Raw genomic sequence first — 25,407 nt, forward strand, 5'->3', positions numbered from 1 at the left:
CACCCTCACCATCGCCCGGGTTCGGTGCCGATGACGGGCTCCGACGGCCTGCCGTCCACGCCGGCCGGGATGTCGCCGGTCAGCATCACGCGGTGCATGACCCGGGGGTGGCCGAGGTGGGCGTTGTCGCTGGGGGCGAGGTGGATGGTGGCCCGGTTGTCCCAGAAGGCGACACTTCCGGGCTCCCAGCGGAAACGGACCGTGTACTCGGGCCTGGTCGCCTGTTCGAGGAGCATCTCCAGAAGCAGCCGGCTCTCCGCCCGGGAGACGTCCACGATCTGCTCCAGGTAGTAGCCGTTGACGAACAGCACCCGCTCCCCCGTCTCCGGGTGGACCCGCACCAGCGGGTGCACGGAGGCGATCTGATGGTCCAGCAGATGCCGGAGGTACGCGTCGTCGCCGGGCCGCGCCTGGTAGCCGACGCCGAGCCGGTGCTCGGCCCTGAGACCGTCCACGAACTCCCGTACGGGCGCGGAGAGTCCGGCGTACGCGGCGGCCAGGTTCGACCAGGTCGTGTCGCCGCCGTACGGCGGTACGGTCTCGGCGCGCAGGATGGTGGCAGCGGGCGGGTCGATGCGGGCGCCGTGGTCGCAGTGCCAGCCGCGCAGCAGCGAGTGGCGGCGCCGCTCCAGCCACTCGGCGTGTTCCATGCCGTAGCGTCCGCCCAGCTCCAGCCGGTCGGCGGTCGTCTCGATCTCAGGGAACTCGGGGGGAGAGGCGCCGCCGCGCCGTCCGAGGACGACGAGCTCGCCGAACCGGCGCGCGAAGGCGATGTGTCCGGCGTGGTCCAGCCGCTGCCCGCGGAAGAACACCACCTTCCAGCGCAGGACGGCCGCCCTGATCGCGGCGACCGCGGTGTCGTCGAGGGGCTCGGTCAGGTCGACTCCCGAGATCTCGGCGCCGATGTGCCCGGCGACGGGCCTCACCTCCACCCCGGCGGCGTTCGTTGACGCCAACTCCTGCTCGGGCGGCGGTACTTCGCCGTTCGTGGCATGGTCCGTCCTCATGCACGCTCCGATCGTGGGTCGGTCGTATCGGTCCTGCTGGTGAGCGTATGCGCTCCACTTGAGCCGCGGTTTGTCTCCGCGGGCCGGTGGGGACTGGTCGCGGAGTTCTCCACGCTCCCTTGGGCGCGGGGTTTCAGCGGGGCGGGCGAAGGAAAACGCTGCGGCGACGACGTCCGGGCAAGTGCCTTCGTTCTGCGACTGCCTGTCGGGGAGCCCGGACCCGAGGCGTGCGTGGTCTGCCGCAAGCCCGTGGCGGACGAGCACTGGCGGCTGGACGCGGTCGGCGAGGCACGGCTGCCCGCCGTCGTGCTGCTCCAGCCGCGCGGCCATGACGACCTGGCCGAGCTGGGCCGCTGCAACGCGCCAGGCGCGCCGTCCTGACCATGGACGGCGTCGCACGGGTGCACGTCCACCGGTGGGGCGACGCCGGCCGCCGGGGGCGGGACGGCGTACCTGGAGCAGCCTGCCCCTCCCCCGCCGGGTTGCCTACGCGCCCACCCCAGCCATCCGCCACCCCTCCGTCCGGTCGTGCTGGGAGATCGCCTCCGCCGTGGCCATGACCAGCGGGGCCAGCTTGGACGGCTGGAGCATGTTCAGCGGGCCCACGACACCCACCGACGCCACCACCGTGCCGCGCGCGCTGCGCACCGGGGCCGCGATCGCTCCCCGGCCCTCGCGCAGGGAGCCGCAGACCATCGCATAGCCTTCGCGTCTTATCTTGCTCAGGTGATTCCGTAACGTGGTGCCGTTGGTGATGGTGGCGGGGGTGTACGCGCGCAACGGGCCGGCGCAGATCTCGTCCTGCAGAACGACACCCGCGTTCGCCAGCAGCACCAGGCCCGTCGCGGTGACGTGGAGGGGAAGCCGGCGGCCGGGGTCGCCCCAATAGGCCGTGAGACCCGGGTCGTTGGAGAGGAAGGACAGGCAGACACTCTCCGTTCCGTCGCGCAGGGCGAGGACCGCCGCGCCGCCGGACTGGCCGTGGAGTTCCACGAGGTGGGACTGAGCGGCCTCGACCAGGCCCGAGTAACGGGGGGCCAGCGTCGCCGTCTCCCAAAGTCTCAGGCCGATGCTGTATCCGCCTTCCTCTCCTCGTTCCAGTGCGCCCCAGCCATGGAGCTTGTTGACGATGCGATGGACCGTGGCGACCGGAAGACCGGAGCGCCGACTGATGTCGCTCAGCGTCAGGGTGCGGTTGTCGCGGTCGAAGACGCCGAGAATGCTGAGCGTCCGGTCGACAACCGAGCGCTCGGGGGCGCCGGAGTGGGTGGTCATCCCGTCAACTTCCCTTCACCTGCACATCATGTGAGGACGGTTACTCGTGCATGCACCAGAAAGTGATCTGGCAACGGGCGGCCACGCCTATCATTGATTTTTAAAGAAGCTTGAGAAAGGTCGATTCCGGAACGCTCATGGTCGATTTCGCTTCGTTACCGATCCCCGTGATCCCCTACACCCCCGTCTGCAGACCCGGGGTCGGCATGGCCGTGACCTCGCTCAGCGAGGCGCGCGCGAGGATCCCCATGGACTTCGCCATCGCTCCCCACCGGCTCGCCTACCACCAGATCATGCTGGTCGGGTCGGGAACCGGCGACTTCACGATCGACTCCACGCGCTACCCGTGCCAGGCGGGCTCCCTGCTCTGGATCCGGCCGAACCAGGTGATCCAGTTCGCGGCGGCGACGAACATGGAAGCCAACCTCGTCATGTTCACCGAGACCTTCCCCCTGCAGCTGCGCGCCCACCTGGGAGTGGTCGACGATGTCCTGCGTCCCTGCCACTGGCAGCTCCGCGACGACGAGCTGACCGCTTTCCGGCGGGTACTGGCCCTGATACAGGATGAGTTCGAGCGGCCCGACCAGGGCCTCGGCGAGGACATCCTCAAGCATCTGCTGGCGGTCGCCCTGATGCACATCGGCCAGATCTGCCGCAGCCAGCGCAATGATCACCGGGAGGCCGACACCCCCTCCGGCGAGAACGGCGAGCTGTTCCTGCGTTTCCGGCGCGAGCTGGAGGCCTCCTACCGCACGACCCGACTGGTCGAGGACTACGCCGCAGCACTCAACTGCACGCCCCGCACCCTGTCCCGGGCCTGTCGCATCGTCGCCGGCGCCTCCACCAAGGACCTGATCGACGCCCGCGTCGCCCTGGAGGCGAAGCGCCTGCTGGCCCACACGGATCTTCCCGTCGGCAGCATCGCCCGCCAGCTCGGGTTCACCGAAGTCACGAACTTCGGCAAGTTCTTCGTGCGACGGGTGAATATGACACCCGGCACATTCCGGCGCGGCGACGATCCGCAGAATTAGCGTCGACGCCGCGGCGACCGGCCGGAACTTCACTCACCGGTAACATATTCCGCCTCGCGTTCTACGCCCGTAAACCACGATTTCTTTCCACTCTCCGGAAGAGCGGTTGTCCGAGATTCAGCGAGCTGGCAAGACTGTGGCCTGCGTGCTTCGGGCGGCCACTCTCGAACGCAGCTCCTTTCATGTGGAAGCACATGTCTGGACCAAACAGACCCGCTTCCTACCACACCCGTCTACTGGTGGCTTGTTCTCGCCGCTCGCGGTGAAGTAAGTCACAAAAGACGCTGCCGTCTATCTCGACCCATTTCCGTACCGGTACGCCTATTAATGCCGGGTCGGAACAGTGCGCTCCCGAATCGGGCCCTTGAGGGCCCTTTCGAGCGGGAGCGTTCACCATCCGCTCGCGCCCCGGGTCCCCAACCGGGCGCGCCCCAGGGAAGGACGACACACCATGGCCGAAGTGAGCGCTCGTGAGGCCCAGGACTGGCTCATCGAGAAGATCGCCCACCGGATGGGCGTGCCGACGGGCGAGATCTCGCCCGAGGTGTACTTCGACGAACTCGACCTCGACTCGACCGAGGCGCTGATCCTCGCCGGCGAGATGGAGAACTGGCTCGGCTTCGAGCTGAGCACGACGACCCTCTGGTACCACCCGACGGTGAAGGACCTGGCTGCCTACCTGGCCGAGGAGTGCGGCCGTCGTGCGGCCACCGCGTAAGGCTCCGCCGCCGGTCGCCCGTACGTTCCGCGCCGCCATGTCCGGCGGGCACACGGTGTACGTCGTCCATCCGGGCGCCCTCGCCGTCGAGGTGTACGAGGGACTCGCGAACGCACTGCCGGACGGCACGGGCCTCACCGTGCTCGACCTGGGCGCGGTCCCCGACTACGCGGACGCGGCGCTCACCGGAGGCCGGGCAGCGACCACCGTGGAGGACCTGGCGGCCCTGCTGCTGGCCGCGCTGGAGCGGTCGCGGGAGCAGAACGGCGGTACTGCGGGCGGAAGTTGGAGCCTGGCCGGCTGGTCCTTCGGCGGCGTGCTCGCCCTGGCGACGACCGGGCTGATGTCCGCCGGACGACTGCCCGGGCGCCTGGTGCTCCTCGACAGCATCGCCCCCGTCGAGGAGTACAAGCAGCCCGACGACGCCCTACGGCCGGATCTGCTGCTCAGCTGGTTCGCCATGTATCTGGGGGCCAAGCGGGACCGTCCGGTGCCGCTCGACCTGGACCGGCTGGCCGGGTGCGGGACCGACGACGGGCTGACTGCCGTTCTCGACACCGCGACCGCCGCCGGAGCGCTGCTGCCCGGCACGCCGCTGCCGGGTCTGCGCAAGCTCTACGACACGTACGTGGACGGCCTGTTGCGCAACAACCGGCTGACGGCACCGCACCGTCCCGGGTCCGCCCCGCTGCCCCTGGTGCTCGTACAGCCGGAACGCAGCCTCGTCCCGGCCGACCCGACGCTCGGCTGGCGCCCGCTCGCCGCGCACGGCCTCACCACGTACCGCTGCCCTGGCGACCACTACACGATGCTCGCCCGCCCGGACTCCCTCAGCGTGATCGCCCCGCTGCTCCAGGCGTCCTGACCGGCACCTTCATTCCCCCCTTTTTCCGGTCCATTCTCTGCGTCTCCTTCTCTCCCTTTCTCCCCTTCCTCCTTCTCCCTTTTTCCTCTCGTGCGTCATGTGCAGTTCCACCGAACCGCTGCGGGGCGAGCGTCCCCCGCCGTCAGACCAAGAGAGCCTCCCGTGAACGCTTCGCATCCTTCCGAACTCGACCGCCGGCTGGCCCGGGACCCCATCGCGATCGTCGGGCTGTCCGCCCTGTACCCCAAGTCGCGTGATCTGCGCGCCTTCTGGGACAACGTGGTCTCCGCCACCGACTGCATCGAGGACGTGCCCGAGACCCACTGGAGTGTGGGCGAGCACTACGACTCCGACCCGGCCGCGCCCGACAAGACGTACTCCAAGCGGGGCGGCTTCATCCCGGCCGTTCCCTTCAACCCGCTGGAGTTCGGGCTGCCGCCCAACACCCTCGAAGTCACCGACGTGCTCCAGCTGTTGAGCCTGGTCGTGGCCCGCGATCTGCTCCGCGACGCGGGCTCCGACCAGCAGTGGTACGACGCCTCACGGACCGGGGTCGTGCTCGGGGTGACCGGCGCCAACCAGCTGACCCAGCCGCTGTCGGCCCGGCTCCAGACGCCCGTACTCAAGGAGGTCGTGCGCAGTTGCGGCCTCTCGGACCGGGACGCCGACGAGATCGCGGAGAAGTTCAAGCTGGCGTTCGCGCCCTGGGAGGAGAACTCCTTCCCCGGCATGCTGGGCAACGTCGTGGCCGGGCGGATCGCCAACCGCCTCGACCTCGGCGGCACCAACATGACCATCGACGCCGCCTGCGCCAGTTCGCTGGGCGCGGTGAAGGCCGCGGCCAGTGAACTGCTGGAGCGGCGCTCGGACATGATGCTGGTGGGCGGCTGCGACGCCGAGAACACCATCTTCATGTACCTGTGCTTCAGCAAGACGCCCGCGTTCTCCAAGGCCGGCCGCATCCGCCCGTTCGACGAGAACGCGGACGGCACCCTCATCGGCGAGGGCATCGGCATGCTGGCCCTGCGCCGGCTCTCGGACGCCGAGCGGGACGGCAACCGGATCTACGCGGTGATCCGTGGCATCGGTTCGTCGAGCGACGGGCGGTTCAAGTCCATCTACGCCCCGCGCAAGGAGGGCCAGATGGCCGCCCTGCGCCGCGCGTACGAGGACGCGGACTGTTCCCCGGCCTCGGTCGAGCTGTTCGAGGCGCACGGCACGGGTACGGCGGTCGGCGAGGCCACCGAACTGTCGGCGCTGTCGGCGGTGGTGTCGGAGCACACCGAGGAGAGGCAGTTCGCGGCGGTCGGCAGTGTGAAGTCGCAGATCGGCCACACCAAGGCGGCGGCCGGCGCGGCCGGCATGATCAAGCTGGCACTCGCCCTGCACCACAAGCTGCTGCCGCCCACCATCAACGTGGACACCCCGAACCCGGCGCTCGACTGGCCCGAGAGCCCGTTCTACGTCGGTACGCAGACCCGCCCGTGGATCCGTGACCCGCGCCGACAGCAACGGCGGGCGGGGGTCTCCTCGTTCGGGTTCGGCGGCACCAATTTCCACCTGGTCCTGGAGGAGCACGGTGAAGGGGACGACCTGCGGGTGATGTTCCCGGTCAGCCGGATTCATGCATGGCATGAGCATGACATGGACAGTCTGATACGGGCGCTGGAAGAGGACGCGCCGCCAAGGCCGGGCCCGCCCCCGGCAGCCAGTCCACGGCTCGCGCTGGTGGCCCGTACCGAGGAGGAACTCGCCGAGCTGCGCACCCTCGCCGTCGCCGAACTGCGGGCCAGGGGTGAGGCCGACTCCTGGACGCACCCGAAGGGCATCTACTTCCGCCGGTCCGCCGCCCCGATCGGCAAGGTGGCCGCGCTCTTCGCGGGCCAGGGCAGCCAGTACGTCTCCCCCGGCCGGACCGCGGTCCTGGCGCTGCCCCCGCTGCGGGCGGCCTTCGACCGGGCCAACGCCGCCTTCGGGGACCACGAACTCCCCTTGTCCCGGGTCGCGTTCCCGCCGCCCGCCTTCGACGAGACGACACGTGCGGCCCAGGAGAGCGCGCTGCGCCGCACGCAGTACGCCCAGCCCGCCATCGGCGCGCTGGCCGCCGGTCACTTCCGCTATCTGGCCGAACTGGGCTTCGACGCCGACGGGTTCCTCGGCCACAGCTTCGGCGAACTGGCGGCGCTGTGGGCGGCCGGCTCGATCGACGACGACACGTACTTCACGCTGGCCCGGGCTCGGGGCGCCGCGATGGCACCGCCCGCCGAGCCCGGCTTCGACCCCGGCGCGATGGCCGCGGTGACCGCCTCCGCCGAGCAGGTGGAACAACTCCTCGGCGCTCACCCCGGGTTGACCGTCTGCAACCGCAATGCGCCGGACCAGGTGGTGGTCGGCGGTGCCACCGATGCCGTGGAGCGGCTGGTGGAGGCGGCGGGCGCGGCGGACGTACGGGCTCTGCGGCTGCCGGTGTCGGCGGCCTTCCACACGCCGTTCGTCGCCCATGCCGTCGACGCCTTCGGCCGCGGTGTCGCCGATGTGCGCATCGTCGAACCGCGCCGCCCGGTGTTCGCCAACTCCCCCGACGCCGCCTACGGTTCGGACGTCGACGGCAACCGACGGACGCTGGTGGAGCAGCTCGTCAAGCCGGTGCAGTTCGCCGACCGGGTCGAGGAGATGTACGCGGCGGGCTTCCGTACGTTCGTCGAGTTCGGCCCCAAGGGAGTGCTGACCCAACTGGTCCGTCGCAACCTCGGCGAGCGTGAGCACTTCGCGGTCCAGCTCGACCCGGGCAGCGGCGGGGACGCCGACACGGCGTTGAAGCGGGCGATCGCCCAACTCGTCGTACTCGGGCTGCCGTTGGCGACAGACGACCGCTATGTGTCCGACCCGGTGGCCGTCGAGCCGGCCAAGGGCATGACGGTAGCGCTCAACGGCATCAACCATGTGCCGCAGGCCCGCCGGGACGCGTACCGGGAGGCGCTGGAGAACGGCTACCGGGTGGCGCACGTGGCACAGGACGGCGATGTTGTCGGCGCGCGTACCGGCCAGGAGGCCGTGCCCGTACCGAGTGTCGCGAACGCACCCGCTCCCCGGACATCGCCGCTTTCCTCGCCCGCGCCCGTGTCCGCCTCGACCGCGGTCGCCGTACGGCCGGTCGCCCGCCCGTTGGCGCCCGCCGCGCCGCCCGTTCCAGCCGCCGACATCCTGGAGAGCCGCCCCGTGGAAGAAGTGGAAGAACACGACCGGACAACCGCCCCGGGCGCCGACCGGCTCTCCGGACTGATCGCCGACCATCTGGCCCTGCACGACGACTATCTCAAGGGCCAGCTGAACAGCGCCCAGCGCCTGATGGGCATCCTGGAACGGGCCGACGAGCAGGGCCGGGTCGACGCGGTGATCCCCGGAGTCGCCACCGTGAAGGAGCACGGGCTGGCCATCGGGCGTACGCATCTGCGGGCCAACGAGATCCTGCGGGACCTGGCGTCGATGGAGATCGGCACACTGACGCCGACCGCTCCGGTGGCGCCCACCATCGCCCCAGTGACTACGGCCGCGGTCGCGGCGCCGGTTGTCCCTCCGGCGGCTCCGGTGGCCGCTGCGGTCGCGCCCCCGGTCGCCCCTGCCCCTGCTTCTCTCCCCGCCCCTGCGCCTGCCGCGGTCGCAGCTGCCGCCGAGCCGCCGTCGACCGCCGTCACAGCGGACGACGTACAGGCGGCGCTCCTCGACGTGGTGTCGCAGAAGACCGGCTACCCGGCCGAGATGCTCGACCTCGGCATGGACGTGGAGGCTGACTTGGGCATCGACTCCATCAAACGCGTCGAGATCATGGGCGTCCTCCAGGAACGCTTCCCCAGCCCCACCCCCGTCGGACCCGAACAGCTCGCGGAACTCCGCACGTTGAACGAGATCGTCGGCTTCGTGCTCAGTCTCGGCGGTTCGAGCAGCGCGCCTCCTCGGGTCCATCAGGCCCCGGTTGCCGCCGCGGCCCCGGCCCCTCGGGCCGCGGTCGGCGCGAAGGACGTGGCGGACGTGCTTCTCGGTGTCGTGTCGGACAAGACGGGCTACCCGGCGGAGACTCTGGACCTGGACATGGACGTCGAGGCGGACTTGGGCATCGACTCCATCAAACGCGTCGAAATCATGGGCGTCCTCCAGGAACGCTTCCCCAGCCCCACCCCCGTCGGACCCGAACAACTCGCGGAACTCCGCACGTTGAACGAGATCGTCGGCTTCATGCTGAATCTCCACGGCGGTTCGAGCGCTCCGGCCTCAACTCCCTTTGCTTCTACAGCTCCTGCGGCTGCCGCTACTGTCGCTGCTGTCGACGGTGATGCCGTGCGCGGTGCCCTCCTCGACGTCGTGGCGGCCAAGACCGGTTACCCGGCCGAGATGCTCGACCTCGGCATGGACGTCGAGGCGGACCTCGGCATCGACTCCATCAAACGCGTCGAAATCATGGGCGTCCTCCAGGAACAGTTCCCGAGCCCCACCCCCGTCGGGCCCGAACAACTGGCGGAGCTGCGCACGTTGGGCGACATCGTGGGATTCGTCGCCGGACTGTCCGGGGTCCCGTCCGGCCCGGTCGATTCCCCGGCCCCTGCCGTGGGCCCCCAAGCCCGGCGGGCGGTCCCCGAGGCGGTGTCCGGCACCGTGCCGGCCGCGCTGGGCCGTGGGCAGGCGTCGCTTGCCGACTTGCCGACGCCGGACCGGCTCGTGGACGCCTATCCGCTGGGCGCAGCTGCCCTGGTCGTCGATGACGGCAGCGAGGTCGCCGAGGCTGCGGCGGCGCGGCTCGTAGCGACCGGCTGGCGGGTGCGTGTGCTGCGGCTGCCCGGTGTCGCTCAGCGGATCACCGGGGCGGCGGATCTGCCCCTCAGCGGCTGGGGGGCAAGTGAACTCGCGTCCCGGTTCGAGGAGTTGGGCGGCCAGCGGGTGCATCTCGTGCTCGGGTTCGCGGCGGCCGGTGAGCTGCCCTGGGCCGAGGGCGTACGCAGGCTGGCACACTCTCTGCTCGTCGCCAAGCACGCGGTGGGCCCGCTCGCCGAGGCCGCCGGGAGCGGTCACCGGGCCGCGTTCGTCACGGTCACCCGGCTCGACGGGGCCTTCGGACTGGGTGGGGTGAGTGAGGACGCGGTGCCTGCCGGCGGTGTCGGCGGTCTGGTCAAGACGCTGGCCGTGGAGGCGCCCGAACTGTTCTGCCGGGCTGTGGATCTCGCCCCGGCCCTGAGCTCGGCGGAGGCGGCGGAACTGGTCCTGGAGGAGGTGTACGACGCGGCCTCCGGACCGGTCCAGGTGGGCCGCGACGGTACCCGCCGGGTCGCCCTCACCCTCGACCTCACTCCTGGCCGCTCCGCCGGCCAGGGGGCGAGCCCGGCCGGGTCGGCCCCCGCCCTCACCCCCGCCGACCTGCTTGTCGTGACCGGCGGCGGACGCGGGATCACCGCCCGCTGCACAGTCGCCCTGGCCGCCGCGCACCGGCCCGGCCTGCTGCTCCTCGGCCGTACGGCACTCGGCGAGGAGCCGGAGTGGGCGCGTGGGCTGACCGATGCCGCAGCCCTGAAGGCGGCCGCCGCGGACCGGTTGAAGCGGGCCGGCGAGAAGCCGACCCCGAAGCGGGTCGAGCAGCTGTACCAGGCCGTGATCGGTGAGCGCGAGGTCCGTTCGACCCTCGCGGAGATCCGGGCGGCGGGCAGCGAGGTCGAGTACGTGGCGGTGGACATCGCCGACGCCGCCGCGACCGCCGCCGCGCTGGCCCCGTACCGGGAGCGCGTCACGGGAGTCGTGCATGGCGCCGGTGTGCTCGCGGACCAGCTGATCTCCGCGAAGAAGGCGGCCGAGATCGAGCGGGTCTTCTCGGTCAAGCTGGGCGGACTGCGCTCGGTGGTGGCCGCCCTGTCCGCCGATCGGTTGCGGCACGTTGTGCTGTTCTCCTCGGTCGCCGGGTTCTTCGGCAACCGGGGCCAGTCGGACTACGCGATGGCCAACGAGGTGCTCAACGCCTGGGCCGGCGCCTTCCGGCGCGGTCACCCGGAGGCGCGGGTGACCGCCCTCAACTGGGGTGCCTGGGACAGCGGCATGGTGTCGCCGCAGATCAAGGCCGTGTTCGAGGAGCGGGGCATCCCGCTCATCCCGGTGGGGACCGGAACCCTGATGTTCACCGAGCAGTTCGGTCCCGAGCGGGCCGGTGACGTGGTCACGGTTCTCGGGCCGACCACGCCCCTGTCGGCGCGTGAATCCGTCGCGCCGACGTCACCGGCCGTGCTGGAACGGGATCTCGCCGGTCTGGTCACCGATCCGCTCGTGGCGGACCATGTGATCGGCGGCGTGCCGGTGCTGCCCGCCGCCGCCGCCCTCGGCTGGGCCGCGGGTGCGGTGGAGCGGCTGACCGGCGGCGTCGTCGCGCAGGTCCGGGACTTCGCGGTCCACAAGGGTGTGGTCTTCGACGGTGACCCGGTCGGCGGCGGTAGCGGTGTCGGTGGCGTCGGCGGGCCTTTCCAGCTCTCGGTCGATCCGACGCCCGACGGCGCCGAGGCCGACGTCGCGATCCGTTCGACCGGCGTCGACGGCAGCGTACGGCCGCACTACGCGGCCCGGGTGATCCTGGGCGACGCCGGTACCGAGGTGCCACGGCGGGTGACCGGGCTGCCCGCGCTGGGCGGTGGCAGTGACGCGCAGGTGTTCTACGCCGACGGCACGCTCTTCCACGGGGCGTCGCTGCGCGGGCTGCGGCGGGTGCTTGCGTCGGGCGAGGACCGGTTGGTCCTGGAGTGCGCGTTGGCCGAACACCGGCCGGCGGGGGGTGCGTTCGGGACGGGCCGGTACGCGCCCGGTACAGCCGATCTGCTGCTCCAGGCAGCGCTGGTGTGGATGCGGCTGCACCGGGACACGGCGAGTCTGCCGATGGGGGTGGCGCGGGTCGATCTGTACGAGGCGCTGCCGGACGGGGAGCCGTTCGTCGTGGTGGTGGAGCCGGAGGCGGCTTCTGTGAACGGAAGCCACAACGGGAACGGGGGCGGAAGCGGGAACCGTATGTCCGCTGCGCTCACAGTGACGGCGTGCACTCCCGACGGCCGGGTGTTGACTCGGCTCACAGGAGTTTCCCTTGTGTCCACCCCGCAGCTGGCCGCCAAGTTCGCGAGCCGCTGAGCCGACGACCGGACCGGTGGTCGCCCGGCGGAGGGCCTGTTCGGCCCCCGCCGGGCCCCCGGAACCCTGGAGGGAACAGCCTCAATGAGCAGCAAGTTCGCGATCGTCGGTATGTCCTGCCTCTTCCCAGGGGCGGACACTCCCGGCGCGTTCTGGGACAACCTCCGCGCCGGCGTCGACAGCCGCGCGGAGGGCGGCCCGGAGATCTTCGGCCCCACCGGTCCCGGGCCGGCCGACAGCAGGATGCAGGCCCCGGATCCCGATCACGCCATCACCTGTGTCCGGGGCGGTTTCGTCACCGGCTTCGAGTTCGACCCAACCGGTTTCCTTCTCCGCCCCGAGGATCTCGCCGGCCTCGACCGGGTCTTCCACTGGTCGCTGCATGTGGCCCGCGAGGCGCTGCGGGACAGCGGTCACGACAACCGCCCGGAACTGCTGGCCCGCACCGGTCTGGTGGTCGGCGACTACTCCTTCCCCACGCCGGCCTCGGCGCGCATCAGCCTGCCCCTCGTCCACGAAGCGGTGCTGGAGGGCCTGCGCAGATCCGGCAACCCGGCGCCCGACCCGGGCCCGCTGCTCGACCCGGCCACCGTGTCCCCGGCGGACGCCCGGGTGAGCGGCGCCCCCGCCCGGCTCGCGGCCACCGCCCTGGGCCTCGGCGGCCCCCGTTACGCCCTCGACGCCGCCTGTTCCTCGGCCCTGTACGCGCTGAAGCTGGCCTGCGACCATCTCGCCGCCGGGCAGGCCGACCTGGTGCTGGCCGGCGGGGTGTGCGCGCCCGACCCGACGCTCATCCACCTCTCCTTCTCCGACCTGCACGCCTATCCGCAGAACGGCGTCAGCCAGCCTTTCGACGCCCGCTCCACCGGCATCCTGACCGGTCAGGGCGCCGGCATGGTCGCCGTTCGCAGGCTCGCCGACGCCATCGCTGACGGCGACCGCGTCTACGCGGTGATCGACGGCATCGGCCTGTCGAACGACGGCGCCGGGCGCCATCTCCTCGTACCGAATCCGGCGGGACAGCTCAGCGCTTACGAACTCGCCTACGCCCAGGCCGGTTTCGGGCCCGAGCAGGTGGACTACCTGGAGTGCCACGCCACCGGTACACCCATCGGGGACGGCACGGAGGCGGAGTCGGTCGCCGCCTGGTTCGGGACTCGCGGCACCGTTCCGCCGCTCGGCTCGGTGAAGGGCAACCTCGGTCATCTGCTGACCGTGGCCGGGCTGAGCAGTCTCCTCAAGGTGATCCTGTCGATGGCGCACGGGCATCTCCCGCCGACGATCGGCATCGACCGGCCGCTCAGCACACCGGCCGCGGGCGAGGTGCCCGTCGTCCGCGCGGGGCGCGACTGGCCCGACAGCGGGCCGGGGCCGCGCCGGGCGGCGGTCTCCGCGTTCGGGTTCGGCGGTACGAACGCCCATGTCGTCCTCTCCCAGCAGCCGGACGCCCTGGAAGCCGGAGGCGCGGCACCCGTCGTACCCCCCGCCCTGGACGTCATCGGTCTCGGCGCGCACTTCGGCACCCTCGACGGCATCACCGCCTTCGAACGTGCCCTGCACGACGGCTCCGACGCCTTCCAGCCGCTGCCCGAACATCGCTGGCGGGGCCTGGAGGACACGACGGGCGGCACGCTGGAGCGGGCGGGGCTGCACCGGACGGCGCTGCCCGAGGGCGGATTCGTGGACCGCATCGACCTCGACCCGGCCGACAACCGCATCCCCCCGGCCGACCTGCGCAACTACAACCTCCAGCACGCCCTGATGTCGAAGGTCGCCGACGAGGCGCTGCGCGACGCGGGATACGACCGGACGGTACCGGCGGGCCGCAGGGCGCCCGAGCCGCGCCGGATCGCGGTGGTCGTGGCCATGGAGATCGAGCCGAGTGCCCATCTCCACCTGGCCCGTTACGGGCTCGGCGACTTCCTGCGCCGCGCGTACGACGACGCCGGGCTGAAGCTGACGGACGAGCAGTTCGCCGCCGTCGCCGCCGTCGCCCGGGATAGCGTCCACGAGCCGATCGTCGCCAACGAGGTGCTGAGCTACATAGGCAACGTCATGGCCAGCCGGATCTCCTCCCTGTGGAATCTCACCGGCCCGGCGTTCACCGTCTCGTCCGACGGCGCGGGCACCGCCGAGGCGCTCCAGATCGCCCAACTCCTGCTGCTGGACGAGAGTGTCGAGGCAGTGCTGGTCGGCGCGGTGGATCTCGCCGCCTCGCCGGAGAACCTGCTGCTGCGGGGCGACAAGCCGGTGTCCGGGGCGGGCCTGAGCTTCGGCGAGGGCCGGCGCGGCCGGCGGATCGGCGAGGGCGCGGGTGCCGTCGTCGTCACGCGTCCCGGCGCGGGAGAGAGGCGGTCGTACGCGCGGATCGACTCCGTGGCCGTACGGCACGCCGCGCCCGTCGCGGGTGCCTTGCCGGAGGCCGACGCGAACACGCTCGCACTGGCCGCCGGGGACGCGCTGGCCGCCGCCGGCATCGGCCCGGCCGACGTCGGCTACGTCGAGGCCCACGCGGGCGGCACCCCCGGCCAGGACGCGGCCGAACTGGCGGCGCTGGCCCTGGTGTACCCGGCGGGCTCCGGCGAGGTCGCGCTGGGCAGCGCCAAGTCACAGCTCGGCGACACGCAGACCGCCGCCGCGATGGCGGGCCTGCTGCGCGCCGTGCTGTGTCTGCACCACGCCTACGTCCCCGGGTCACCCGGCTGGCGCAGGCCCGCGGCGGAACTGTCCGACCACTTCACCGCCTCGGCGTTCCACGTACCGGACGCTTCCCGGCCCTGGCTGCGCGGTGCACAGGGCGTACGCCGGTACGCGGCCGTCAGTGCCATCGGCTCGGACGGCGCCCACGCCCAAGTAGTGCTGTCCGCCGACCGCACCCGGGGCGACGTGGCCCGCAGTGACTGGCACAAGGCCGGCGGCCCGGTGCTGCTGCCGCTCGGCGCGCCGGACGTCAACGGGCTGCTCGCGGAGATGGACCGGCATGTGAAGCTCCTGGCCGAGGGTGCCGATCCGTACCGCCTTGGCCGGACCGCCGCCGAACAACTGCCGGGCAGCGCGCTGCGTGTCGTCCTGGTCGGCCGTGACGCCGAACAGCTGGTTGCCCAACTGGAGTTGGCGGCGCGGGACCTGCCTGGCGCGGCTGCGAAGGGCGAGGAGTGGACGACCCCGGCAGGGAGTTGCTTCGCGCCGCGGCCGATCGGTCCGGAGGGGAAGGTGGCGCTGGTCTATCCGGGCGCGTTCAACTCGTATCCGGGTCTGGGCCAGGACTTCTTCCGCGCCTTCCCGTCCCTGCTCGACGCCTTCGAGGCCGAGGCCGCCGACCCGGATCGGCTCTTCCGCGCGGCCCAGCTCTACCCACGCGCCCAGGTCACCCCTGACCGGCGGGACTTGATGGCGCTGGAGGGCCGGCTCGGCGAGGACATCCCGTTCATGCTCGCCACCGGCACCACCTTCGCGATCCTCTACACCGACCTGGTGCGCGAGCTTCTCGGCGTGCGCGCGCACGGCGCGTTCGGCTACAGCCTGGGCGAGAGCAGCATGCTGTTCGCCACCGGCGGCTGGCAGCGTTCGGCGCGCCGGGACGACCGGATCAGCGCCACTCCCCTGTTCCGCGACCGGCTGTCCGGGCCCCGCCGTACCGTGCGCGAGCTGTGGCAACTGCCCAAGGACACACCGGACGAGGCCGTGTGGGGCAGCTTTGTGCTGCTGGAGTCGGCGGACCTGATCACGGCGGCGCTCTCCCGCACCAACACCCCCTACGACAAAGTGTTCCTGACGCACGTCAACACCCCGCGCGAGGCGGTGATCGCGGGTGATCCGGCGCAATGCCGGTCTCTGATAAAGGAGTTGGGCTGCCCGTCGGCGCGCTCCCCGGTCGGCTCGGTGATGCACTGCCCGGTGGTGGACGCGGAGTTGGCCGGCCTCGCCGAACTCAACGACCATCCGACGGGTTCGCCGGGCGACCTCGATCTGCTGAGCGCGTACGACTACGGCTGCGTGCCCGAGCTGGAGCGTTCGGAGGTGGCCCGGCGGATCGCGCGGACCCTGCGCGCCGCGATCGACTTCCCGCGTCTGGTGCGCACCGCGTACGACCGGGGTTTCCGGTACTTCGTCGAGGTCGGTCCGGGCGCCACCTGCACCCGGTGGGTGCACGACACCCTCGGCGACGCCGAGCACGTGGCGATGCCGGTGAACCGGCGCGGTGTCCCCGCCGCGCGCTCCGTGGCCCAGCTGGCGGCCCGGCTCGCCGCGCACGGGCTGCCGGTGGACCTGGCGGCACTGCTCGGTCCGGAGCCGGCGCCGGCCGCCCGACCGGCCCGGCTGCGGGTACCGGTCGGCGGCGGCGTGCCCATCCCGGCGGGCATCGCGGCGCGGGTGGCGGCGGCCTCGCCGGTCCTCGCCACCGCTGCGTGCGCCGAGCCCGCAACTGTCGGCGCGGTTGCCGTGTACGGCTCAACGGAGCTTGTTCCCACGGCAGTTGATGTCAAGGACGCCCGACCCGCCCGTACAGCGGCCGACCTGGAGGTACCCGCCCCGATGCCCGCCGACCCGAGCCTCGACGACATCGAGGTCATCACCTTCGACGGCGAACCGATCGCCTTCCTGCCCTGGACGGAACCGGCCGCACCGACTCCGGCGCCCGTCCACCCGTCCGTCGTACCCGTACCCGCCGTCCCCGTCGCACCGACACCAGCTCACACGCCCGTCGCTGCCCCGCCTTCCGGGTGGTCGTCGCGAAGCGCCGCCGGCGATCTCGTACGGGAGATTCGGCAGCAGATGGTGGCCACGCACTCGGTGGTGATGGAGACGCAGCGCGTCCTCCAGGAGAACACCCTGGCCCGTACGGAGGCGCTGCTCGAAGCGGCCTTCGGGTCCGCGCCCGCCACGGCGCCCGCCGCCCCGCCATTGCCCCCGCCCGCTCTCCCCAGCGGCCCGCCGCCGCCCGCAGCCATCGAAGCCGCGCCCCAACCCGCCCATCCCCCCAAGGCCCCCGGTGTCATCTGGGACGAGGCGCAGCTCCTCGCCTTCGCCACCGGCCGGATCACGGACGTGTTCGGCCCCGAGTTCGCGGCTATCGACGGCTACGCGAAGCGCGTCCGGTTGCCCGCACCCCCGTACCACTTCGTCACCCGGGTCACCGACCTTCGGGCGGAGACCGGCGTCTACGAACCCTCGTTCATCCGCACCGAGTACGACGTGCCGAAGGACGCCTGGTACGCGGTGGACGGTGGGGTGCCGCCGGCCGTGGCCATCGAGGCGGGACAGTGCGACCTGCTGCTCATCAGCTATCTCGGCATCGACTTCCGCAACAAGGGCGAGCGGGTCTACCGGCTCCTCGACAGCACCCTCGTCTTCCACGGCGACCTGCCGAGGACCGGCCAGACCCTGCGCTACGACATCTCCATCAATCGATTCATCCGCCAGGGCGACACCACGCTCTTCTTCTTCAGCTACCTCTGCTACGCCGACGGCGAGCTGATCCTCGAACTCAAGGACGCCAGCGCCGGGTTCTTCACTCAGGCCGAACTCGACACGCCGTTGGGCGTCGTCGTCACCGAACGGGACAGGAAGCGCCGCGCCGCGCTGACCAGGACCTCCTTCAAGCCGCTGGCCGACACCGAGAAGAACCGGCTCACCGCCGCCGACCTGGAGTTGCTGGCAGCGGGGAAGCCCGGCGAGGTGTTCGGGCCGCATCACGCCCAGGACGCCGGCCTCAACCCGGCGCTGCGGCTGCCCGACGCACGGCTGCGCATGGTCGACGAGATCCTCATCGACCGTACGGGCGGGCCTCGCGGGCTCGGTGCGATCACCGCTCACAAGCGGCTGGAGCCGGACGCCTGGTATTTCGAGTGCCACTTCCCCGACGACCCGGTGCTGGCCGGGTCGATGGTGGCGGAGGGTGCCGTCCAGACCCTCCAGGCGTACCTGCTCCACCAGGGCATGCATCTGGTGCTGCCCGATGCCCGCTTCCAGACGATCGTCGGGCTGGAGACGGAGGTGCAGGTGCGTGGCCAGATCACGCCGCAGCACCGGGAGATCCGGTACGAGATCGAGGTCATGGAGCTGACGCTGCTGCCGCGTCCCTCCGTCGTCGCGGACATCCTCGTGTACCTGGGCGACAAGCCGGTGATCCGGATGCGTAACTTCGGTATCCAGATCCGCGAGAAGGACGGTACGCCGTACCGGGCCGGCCCCGGCGGCATCCCGGAGTTCCTCGGCCGCCGAAACCGCGCCGGTGAGCCCGCGCTGATCAACGAACTCCATCTGGCACACGCCGCGAAGGGCGACCTCGGTACGGCGATGGGCCCCGAGTTCGACGTGTACAAGGACAGCAGGGCCCCGTACATCCCCAACGGGGACTTCCAGTTCGTGGACCGGATCATGCAACTCACGGGCAAACGCGGTGAGTTGAAGCCGGGCGCGGAGATGGTGACGGAGTACGACTCACCGGCGGACGCCTGGTACTACCGCGAGAACGCGCATCCCCACCTGCCGAACTGCGTGCTGATGGAGACCTCCCTCCAGGCGGCCATCCTCAACGGCTACTACCTGGGCGCCACGCTGAAGCAGCCCGAGACCGAGTACTCGATCCGCAACCTCGACGGCAAAGCGACGTACGTCAAGGACATCGACCTGCGCGGCCGGACGATCCGCCATCACTCCACGCTGCTGATGACAAGTGCCGTGTCCGGTGCGGTACTTCAGAACTTCAAGTACGAACTCTCCGCCGACGGCGAGGTCTTCTACACCGGCGAGTCGCTGTTCGGCTACTTCAGCGAGGCCGCGCTCACCAACCAGGTGGGCCTGGACAACGGAACGTACGTCGCGCCCTGGATCGAGCAGGAGAAGCCGGCCGCCTCCCGCATCCGCCGTATCGAACTCCCCGACGACGCGCCCGCGTTCACCGACCCGACCGGCGGCCGACTGCACCTGCCCGGCGGCCACTACCACCTCGTCGACCACGTCGACCTGGTGACGGACGGCGGCAGGCACGGCGCCGGGTACCTCCATGGATACCGCCAGGTCCGGCCCGACGAGTGGTACTTCGACTGCCACTTCCACCGCGACCCGGTGATGCCCGGCTCGCTCGGAGTGGAGGCGATCCTCCAGGGGCTGCGCCTGTTCGTCCTGGAACAGGGCCTCGCCCAGGGAATCGAGAACCCCCGGTTCGGTCTCGCCGTGGACGTGCCGACGAGCTGGAAGTACCGGGGCCAGATCCTGCGCCACGACGGGGAGTTGAGCTTCGACGTCCACGTCAAGGAGGTCCGCCGGGACGGTGATCGGCTCGTGGTGATCGCGGACGCCGACCTGTGGAAGCCGGGGCTGCGCATCTACGAACTCACCGACGTGGCCATCGAGGTCAGCCCCGACACCATCCGCGACCGGGCCTGACCGGCTCAGAGGAGACGACCCCGACCATGCACACCCAGACCACTCCTCTGCGGTGGTACGGAGACAGCAGTCCCGGCACCGACCCGGCCGGCATCTACCAGTCCCTCGCCGACCTCGACCGGCCCGCCTTCGTCGTCCGCACGCCGACCGGCATCGGTGCCGTCTCCGGCGGCCGGGCCACACCGGGCGAGGGGTTCCCCCTCCTGGCCGCCGCTTCTCCACTGCCTCCACGCGCCCTCGGTTCCCCCGCGTTCCTGGCCGCGCACGGCGTCCGGTACGCCTATATGGCGGGCGCGATGGCGGGCGGCATCGCCTCGGCCGACCTGGTGATCGCCCTGGCCAGAGAGGGCTTCCTCGCCTCCTACGGGGCGGCCGGCCTGCTGCCCGAGACCATCGAGAAGGCGCTCACCCGCTTCGCCGCCGAGATCCCGGGACTGCCGTACGCGGTGAATCTGATCCACAGTCCGAGCGAGGAGCGCCTGGAGCGGGAGGCCGTGGAACTCTTCCTGCGGTACGGGGTGCGGTGTGTGGAGGCGTCGGCCTTCATGAGCCTCAGCCCGCACGTGGTGCGTTACCGGCTGGCCGGCCTGCGCCGCGGCCCGGCCGGGGAGGTCGTCGCCGCACACCGTCTCATCGCGAAGATCTCCCGCCCCGAGACGGCGGAACGCTTCATGCGCCCCGCGCCTGCGGCCGTCGTCAGCGCCCTCCTCTCCGAGGGTCTGATCACCGCCGAGCAGGCGGACCTGGCGAAGTACGTCCCGATGGCCGACGACATCACGGTCGAGGGCGACTCGGGCGGCCACACCGACCGCCGCCCGATCACCGCCCTCCTCCCGACGATCCTCCGGCTGCGCGACACCGTGCAGCACGACCACCGCTACCCCACCCCGATCCGGGTGGGCGCCGCAGGCGGCCTCGGGTGTCCCTCCTCCATCGCGGCCGCGTTCACCATGGGCGCCGCCTATGTGGTCACCGGGTCGGTCAACCAGTCGTGCGTGGAGTCGGGCGCGTCGAAGCCGACGAAGGCACTGCTGGCAGACGCGGGCATCGCGGACTGCGAGATGGCGCCGGCCGCCGACATGTTCGAAATGGGCGTGGAACTCCAGGTGTTGAAGAAGGGCACCCTGTTCCCGATGCGCGCCAAGCGGCTGTACGAGCTGTACCAGACGTACGACGGCCTGGAGTCGCTGCCCGCCAGCGAACGCGACCGCCTGGAGAAGCAGATCCTGCGCCGCCCGCTGGAGGACGTCTGGCAGGAGTGCGTCGGCTACTTCGGCCGGCGTGATCCCGAACAGGTGGCCCGCGCCGCCGAGAACCCGAAGCGGCGGATGGCGTTGGTGTTCCGCTGGTATCTCGGGATGGCGTCCCGCTGGTCGACGGTCGGCGACCCGGACCGTGTTCTCGACTACCAGGTGTGGTGCGGCCCGGCGATGGGCGCGTTCAACGACTGGGTCACCGCCAGCTATCTCAAGGCTCCGGGCAATCGCCGGGTCGCGGACGTGGCCCACCACCTCATGCGCGGCGCCGCGTTCCACACCCGCCTGGCCCACCTGCGCGTCTCCGGTGTGCGGATTCCGGCGTCGGCGGCCGACTACCGTCCCGTTCCCCTGGAACCGCAGGTGGAGCTGGAGGGGTCCCGATGAGCGCGCCGACCGTTGAGGAGATCGAGCGCCTGCTGGGCGATCCGTACGACGCGGACAACCCGTACGGATTCGCGGCGGCCGTCCGCCGGGACGAACAGGACGCGTTCCCCGAGGAGTTGTGCGGTGCGCTGCGCGAGGCCGGCTTCCACCTCAACTACCTGCCTACGGAATGGGGCGGCCGGTTCGAGTCCTTCGAGCACAGCATGGTCGTGGTCCGCGCCGCCGCCCGCCGGGACCTGAACATCATGCCGGGCACCATGTTCGGCATCACCGCGGCGACCTGTCTGGCGCTGCACGGCTCGCCGGAGCAGCAGAAACACGTGGCGGAGATCCTCGGCAGGGGAGGCGCGGTGGGCTTCGCCCTGTCGGAGGCCGACCATGGCAGCGATCTGCTCGCCAACACCGTCCGCCTCGAACCGGCCGCGGACGGCTGGGAGTTGACGGGCGAGAAGTGGATGGTGGGCCTGGGCCGCCGCTGCGAGGCCCTGTATCTGGTGGCGCGGACGGGCGGGCGGGGGCCGGGCGCGTTCTCGGCGGTGCTGCTCGACCTGCCCAAAGACGTCGAGCGCAGCCGGGCCGTTCCCACCTCCGGCATGCGTGGCATCGACTTCGCCCACCTCCGCTTCGACCGCTTCCCGGTCCCCGCCGAGGCGTTGGTGGGTCACGAGGGCCAGGCGCTGGAGTCGGTCATGAAGGCTCAGCAGGTGGTCCGGGTGATGAGCATGGCCGGCAGCCTCGGCTGCGCCGACACGGCCCTGCGCCTGACCCTGGACTTCGCGACGGCCCGTCAGGTCGGCCGCACAACGGTACGCGAATCCCCGTACCCCAGACGGGAGTTGGCGGTCGCGTCGGCCGCGCTCCTGGCGGCGGACGTCACGGCGCTGACCGCCGCGCGGGGCATCCATGTGTTCCCGGAGGTGTTCAGCGTCTGGGGCTGCGCCGCGAAGCACGTGGTCGCGGAGAACACCGAGGACCTGATCCGCCGCTGTGCCACGGTCCTGGCCACCCGCTCGGTACTCCGCACGGAGGGCCCGGGCGACGGCCTGTTCCAGAAACTCCAGCGAGACACGGCAATGGTGAGGGTGGTGGACACGAGCACCCTGGCAAACCTCCGCGCATACGCCGCTCAACTTCCCACCCTGGCCCAGAGCAACCACCCCAGGGGCGCGGGGAACTGCGCGAACAGCCACGACAGCGCAGCACCCGCCAACACACCCCACCCCCCACGGCGGGAAGACACCGACCTCATACGCGCCGTCTTCGATCTCACCGAACCCCTCCCCCCGTACACCCCCGAACACCTGGACCTGACCGCCCGAGGCAAGTCCCCCATAACCACAGCCCTGTTCGACATCGCACCCCAAGCAACAACCACCCTCACAGACCACGGCGACCAAACCACCGCAGCCCTGATAACCCGCCTCACCACCGCCCTCACCAAACTCACGGAAGACACAACGACGGCCGACCGAGACACAGGCCTCGTAGATCTGGCGGACCGCTTCGCCCACCTACACGCCGCCGCCTGCTGCCTCCTCCTCTGGTGGGCCAACCCCACCCGCCCCTTGTTCGGGGCGCCACCCGGCGACACCCGCTGGCTCGCCGCCTGCCTCGCCTACCTCCTCGCCCGAGCGGACGGCACCGACCCGCGCCGGGAGGCCCCCGCCCTCCTCCCCGCCCTGGACATCACCACGGAACTGCACACCCGCAACCGCCTCTTCTGCGCACACCCGGAACAACTTGCACCGCACACCGAACTCGCCCCCGAACCAGCCGCCGACCACTGACCGTTGGGAGATTCCCGTGCCGAAGTCGGACCTCACGGAGCTGGCCGGGCGGCTGGAACGCCACCTGGGCGACCCGCACGACCCCACCAGCCGTATGCCGTACGCCCGCGTCCTCGAATACGACGAACGCGAGGACTATCCCTACGAGTTCGTGAACCTTCTCCAACGCTGGGGCGCCCTGGACCACTCACTCCCCCGTGCCCAGGGCGGCAAGGCGGGTGATGTGGAGATCGGCTTCAACCTGATGCGGCTGATCGCCCGCCGGGATCCGACCACCGCGACCGCGTTCATCATCACCAGCCTCAGTTTCATGCCGGCCTGGGTGGCCGGAACCGACGACCAGAAGCGCGCGATGGTGGACTCCATCCGCAGCGGCAATCGCTACGCCTGGGGCCTGTCCGAGCGACGGCACGGCAGTGATCTGCTCGCCAACGAGATGACCGCCGAGAAGACGGACGGCGGCTATCTCCTCACCGGGGAGAAGTGGCTGATCGGCAACGGCCGGGTCGCCGACGGGCTGACCATCCATGCGCGCACCGACCCTCGGGGCGGCCCCGGCGGCTACTCCGTCTTCGTCCTCGACAAACGACAGACCCCGGCCGGGACCGTGGACGAGCTGCCGCGGGAGCGCATGCACGGACTGCGCGGGCTCGACATGAGCGGTTTCCGGCTCGACCGGGTCTTCGTGCCGGACTCGGCACTGCTCGGCCGTGAGGGACAGGGCCTGGAGATCGCGCTCAAGACCTCACAGACGGCCCGCGCCCTCATCAGCGGCATAGCCCTGTCGGCCGTGGACACCGGGCTGCGGGTCACGCTCGACTTCACCGAGGGGCGGACGGTCTTCGGCCGTACGGTCAGTGATGTCCCGTACTCCCGACGCCAGTTGGTGGAGTGCTTCGCGGATCTGATGGTCGCCGACGCGGTCAGTCTGGGCGCGGTGCGGGCCCTGCAGGTCGTGCCGGAACAGACCAGCGTGTGGTCGTCCGTCGTCAAGTACTTCGTACCGACGCTGCTGGAGCGCACCTTCTCCCAGCTCAACGTAGTACTCGGAGCGCGCTTCTATCTCCGCGACCATCCGCACTACGCGATCCACCAGAAGATGCTGCGCGATCTGCCCGTCGCCAACTTCGCCGACGGCAACACCGTCGTGAACCTCAAGAACATCGCGCTGCAGCTCGACGGGCTCCTGGCCACGGCCGCGACCGCCGACCAGGGACTCCGCGACGAGGCCGGCGAACGTGCGGCCGTACTCTTCGGCATCGACCGCGAGCTGCCCCTGTACCGGCCCTGGGACCAGGAGTTGTACAGCCGGGGCCGGGACGACGCCCTCCTCGCCGCGCCCGCCGCGCTCGTACGGCTGCGCCGGCTGGCCGGGGAGGCCAAGCGCGACGAGCGTGACCGGCTGACTCGGGCTGCGGACACGGCGGAGCAACTCCTCGCCGGGGCGGACTCGTTGCGCGAGCGGGTCACCTCGCTCAAAGCGTCGCTGGGCCGGGAGCACGGCCAATCGGCCGAACTCTTCGATCTGGCCAAGGAGTACTGCCTACTGCACGCCGCCGCCGCTTGCGTGCACACGTACGTCCACTCCGCCGCCGCACTGGAGGACCCGCTGCCCAGCGGTGCGCTGCTCCTCCTCCAACTGGAGCGTGTACGACGGCACTTGCGTCCTCACGAAGCCGTCACCGACGCCGGTGTCGTCGATGACGTGATGCGGGTGCTGCGGCATCTGCACCGGGAGAACCGGCTGTTCTCGTACTGGCAGTTCCCCCTCGCTGATCGCGGCGAGCTGCCCGCCGCCGGGCTCTGACCGGAGGGCCGGATGCCGAACCCCGACCGCCATCTGTGGCTGCTGCCGGACTCGGCCGCCGAGGCGTTCATCGCGCGCACGGGAGGTCCGGTCCTGCTCGACGCGGCCGAACGCGAGCGGTGCGAGCGTGTCCTCGCGCCGCCCGAACGGCTGCGTCGGCTGGCCGCCCGGCTGCTGGCCCGGCACGCGCTCAGCTCCCGCACCGGCCTGCCGCTCAACTCCTGGCGTTTCCACACCGCTTCGGACGGCAGACCGGAGCCCGAGCCGTCCGCGGAGCACCGGCTGCGCTTCAACCTCTCCCACACCGACGGACTGACCGCCTGCGTGGTCACCGACGGCGGCCGGGCCTGCGGGGTGGACGCCGAACGCTCACCGGCCAGGTCCGACGCGGTCGTGCACCTTCCCCGCTTCTTCGCCGACCGGGAGCGCATGGAACTGGCCGCCGTCCCGGACGCCGTACGGCCCGAACACATCGCTGCCTACTGGGTGCTCAAGGAGGCCTACCTCAAAGCGCTCGGCACGGGCCTGCGCCGGGACCTGTCCACGATCGCCTTCACCGGCCTGACCGGCGGACGCATCCGTCTGTACGACACCGGTGAGCCCGAACCGGCACGTGAGCGCTGGCAGTTCGACCTGATCCATCCGAGTCCCGGCCATGTGGTGGCCGTCGCCGCCGAAGAGGGCGTGCCGGGCGGACTGACCACCACCACGCTCACCCACTGAATCCCAAGGAGCA

12 protein-coding genes are annotated in these 25,407 nt (G+C 71.1%); 10 read left to right on the forward strand and 2 right to left on the reverse strand.

Annotated features, from left to right (window positions below):
• Window positions 1–5 precede the first annotated feature (5 nt).
• Window positions 6–1,007: a TauD/TfdA dioxygenase family protein gene (locus OG734_RS02365; protein WP_330285782.1), complete on the reverse strand. Its 1,002-nt coding sequence runs from the start codon at window positions 1,005–1,007 to the stop codon at window positions 6–8.
• Window positions 1,008–1,256: 249 nt separating this feature from the next.
• Between OG734_RS02365 and OG734_RS02370 the strand changes: the two genes are divergently transcribed.
• A complete protein-coding gene (locus OG734_RS02370; protein WP_330285783.1) occupies window positions 1,257–1,388 on the forward strand; it encodes a hypothetical protein in 132 nt (43 codons plus the stop codon).
• Window positions 1,389–1,493: 105 nt separating this feature from the next.
• Here the strand turns inward: OG734_RS02370 and OG734_RS02375 are convergent, their stop codons facing one another.
• Window positions 1,494–2,282: an IclR family transcriptional regulator gene (locus tag OG734_RS02375; RefSeq protein WP_330285784.1), complete on the reverse strand. Its 789-nt coding sequence runs from the start codon at window positions 2,280–2,282 to the stop codon at window positions 1,494–1,496.
• 206 nt (window positions 2,283–2,488) lie between these two features.
• On the opposite strand from OG734_RS02375, the gene OG734_RS02380 reads away from it, so the two are divergent.
• The 9 genes from OG734_RS02380 to OG734_RS02420 all read left to right on the forward strand — a co-directional run bounded on the left by OG734_RS02380 (window position 2,489) and on the right by OG734_RS02420 (window position 25,394).
• Window positions 2,489–3,313 (forward strand): AraC family transcriptional regulator, encoded by an 825-nt coding sequence (locus OG734_RS02380; protein ID WP_330285785.1) that lies wholly within the window; start codon window positions 2,489–2,491, stop codon window positions 3,311–3,313.
• Window positions 3,314–3,764: 451 nt separating this feature from the next.
• A complete protein-coding gene (locus tag OG734_RS02385) occupies window positions 3,765–4,031 on the forward strand; it encodes an acyl carrier protein (RefSeq protein WP_330285786.1) in 267 nt (88 codons plus the stop codon).
• Window positions 4,015–4,896: a thioesterase domain-containing protein gene (locus OG734_RS02390; RefSeq protein WP_330285787.1), complete on the forward strand. Its 882-nt coding sequence runs from the start codon at window positions 4,015–4,017 to the stop codon at window positions 4,894–4,896. The genes OG734_RS02385 and OG734_RS02390 overlap by 17 nt, the downstream gene beginning before the upstream one ends.
• A 162-nt stretch (window positions 4,897–5,058) precedes the next feature.
• A complete protein-coding gene (locus tag OG734_RS02395) occupies window positions 5,059–12,042 on the forward strand; it encodes an SDR family NAD(P)-dependent oxidoreductase (RefSeq protein ID WP_330285788.1) in 6,984 nt (2,327 codons plus the stop codon).
• Between the two features lie 84 nt (window positions 12,043–12,126).
• Window positions 12,127–19,434: a beta-ketoacyl synthase N-terminal-like domain-containing protein gene (locus OG734_RS02400; protein WP_330285789.1), complete on the forward strand. Its 7,308-nt coding sequence runs from the start codon at window positions 12,127–12,129 to the stop codon at window positions 19,432–19,434.
• A gap of 26 nt (window positions 19,435–19,460) precedes the next feature.
• On the forward strand, window positions 19,461–21,077 hold the full coding sequence (locus OG734_RS02405) for a PfaD family polyunsaturated fatty acid/polyketide biosynthesis protein (RefSeq protein ID WP_330285790.1): 1,617 nt from the start codon (window positions 19,461–19,463) through the stop codon (window positions 21,075–21,077).
• On the forward strand, window positions 21,074–22,864 hold the full coding sequence (locus OG734_RS02410; RefSeq protein WP_330285791.1) for an acyl-CoA dehydrogenase family protein: 1,791 nt from the start codon (window positions 21,074–21,076) through the stop codon (window positions 22,862–22,864). Before OG734_RS02405 ends, OG734_RS02410 begins: the two co-directional genes overlap by 4 nt.
• A 16-nt stretch (window positions 22,865–22,880) precedes the next feature.
• Complete coding sequence (locus OG734_RS02415; RefSeq protein ID WP_330285792.1) at window positions 22,881–24,671, forward strand: acyl-CoA dehydrogenase; 1,791 nt, start codon at window positions 22,881–22,883, stop codon at window positions 24,669–24,671.
• Between the two features lie 12 nt (window positions 24,672–24,683).
• Window positions 24,684–25,394, forward strand: a complete 711-nt coding sequence (locus OG734_RS02420; RefSeq protein WP_330285793.1) for a 4'-phosphopantetheinyl transferase family protein — start codon at window positions 24,684–24,686, stop codon at window positions 25,392–25,394.
• The last annotated feature ends 13 nt before the right edge of the window (window positions 25,395–25,407 follow it).

The sequence above is a fragment of the Streptomyces sp. NBC_00576 genome, assembly GCF_036345175.1.
GTDB lineage: Bacteria > Actinomycetota > Actinomycetes > Streptomycetales > Streptomycetaceae > Streptomyces.

Bases quoted from the DNA above. Each gene is read 5' to 3' on its own strand.
- OG734_RS02375 (WP_330285784.1), bottom strand. From the start codon at position 2,282: ATGACCACCCACTCCGGCGCCCCCGAGCGCTCGGTTGTCGACCGGACG.
- OG734_RS02385 (WP_330285786.1), top strand. From the start codon at position 3,765: ATGGCCGAAGTGAGCGCTCGTGAGGCCCAGGACTGGCTCATCGAGAAG.
- OG734_RS02365 (WP_330285782.1), bottom strand. From the start codon at position 1,007: ATGAGGACGGACCATGCCACGAACGGCGAAGTACCGCCGCCCGAGCAG.
- OG734_RS02405 (WP_330285790.1), top strand. From the start codon at position 19,461: ATGCACACCCAGACCACTCCTCTGCGGTGGTACGGAGACAGCAGTCCC.
- OG734_RS02380 (WP_330285785.1), top strand. From the start codon at position 2,489: ATGGCCGTGACCTCGCTCAGCGAGGCGCGCGCGAGGATCCCCATGGAC.
- OG734_RS02400 (WP_330285789.1), top strand. From the start codon at position 12,127: ATGAGCAGCAAGTTCGCGATCGTCGGTATGTCCTGCCTCTTCCCAGGG.
- OG734_RS02410 (WP_330285791.1), top strand. From the start codon at position 21,074: ATGAGCGCGCCGACCGTTGAGGAGATCGAGCGCCTGCTGGGCGATCCG.
- OG734_RS02420 (WP_330285793.1), top strand. From the start codon at position 24,684: ATGCCGAACCCCGACCGCCATCTGTGGCTGCTGCCGGACTCGGCCGCC.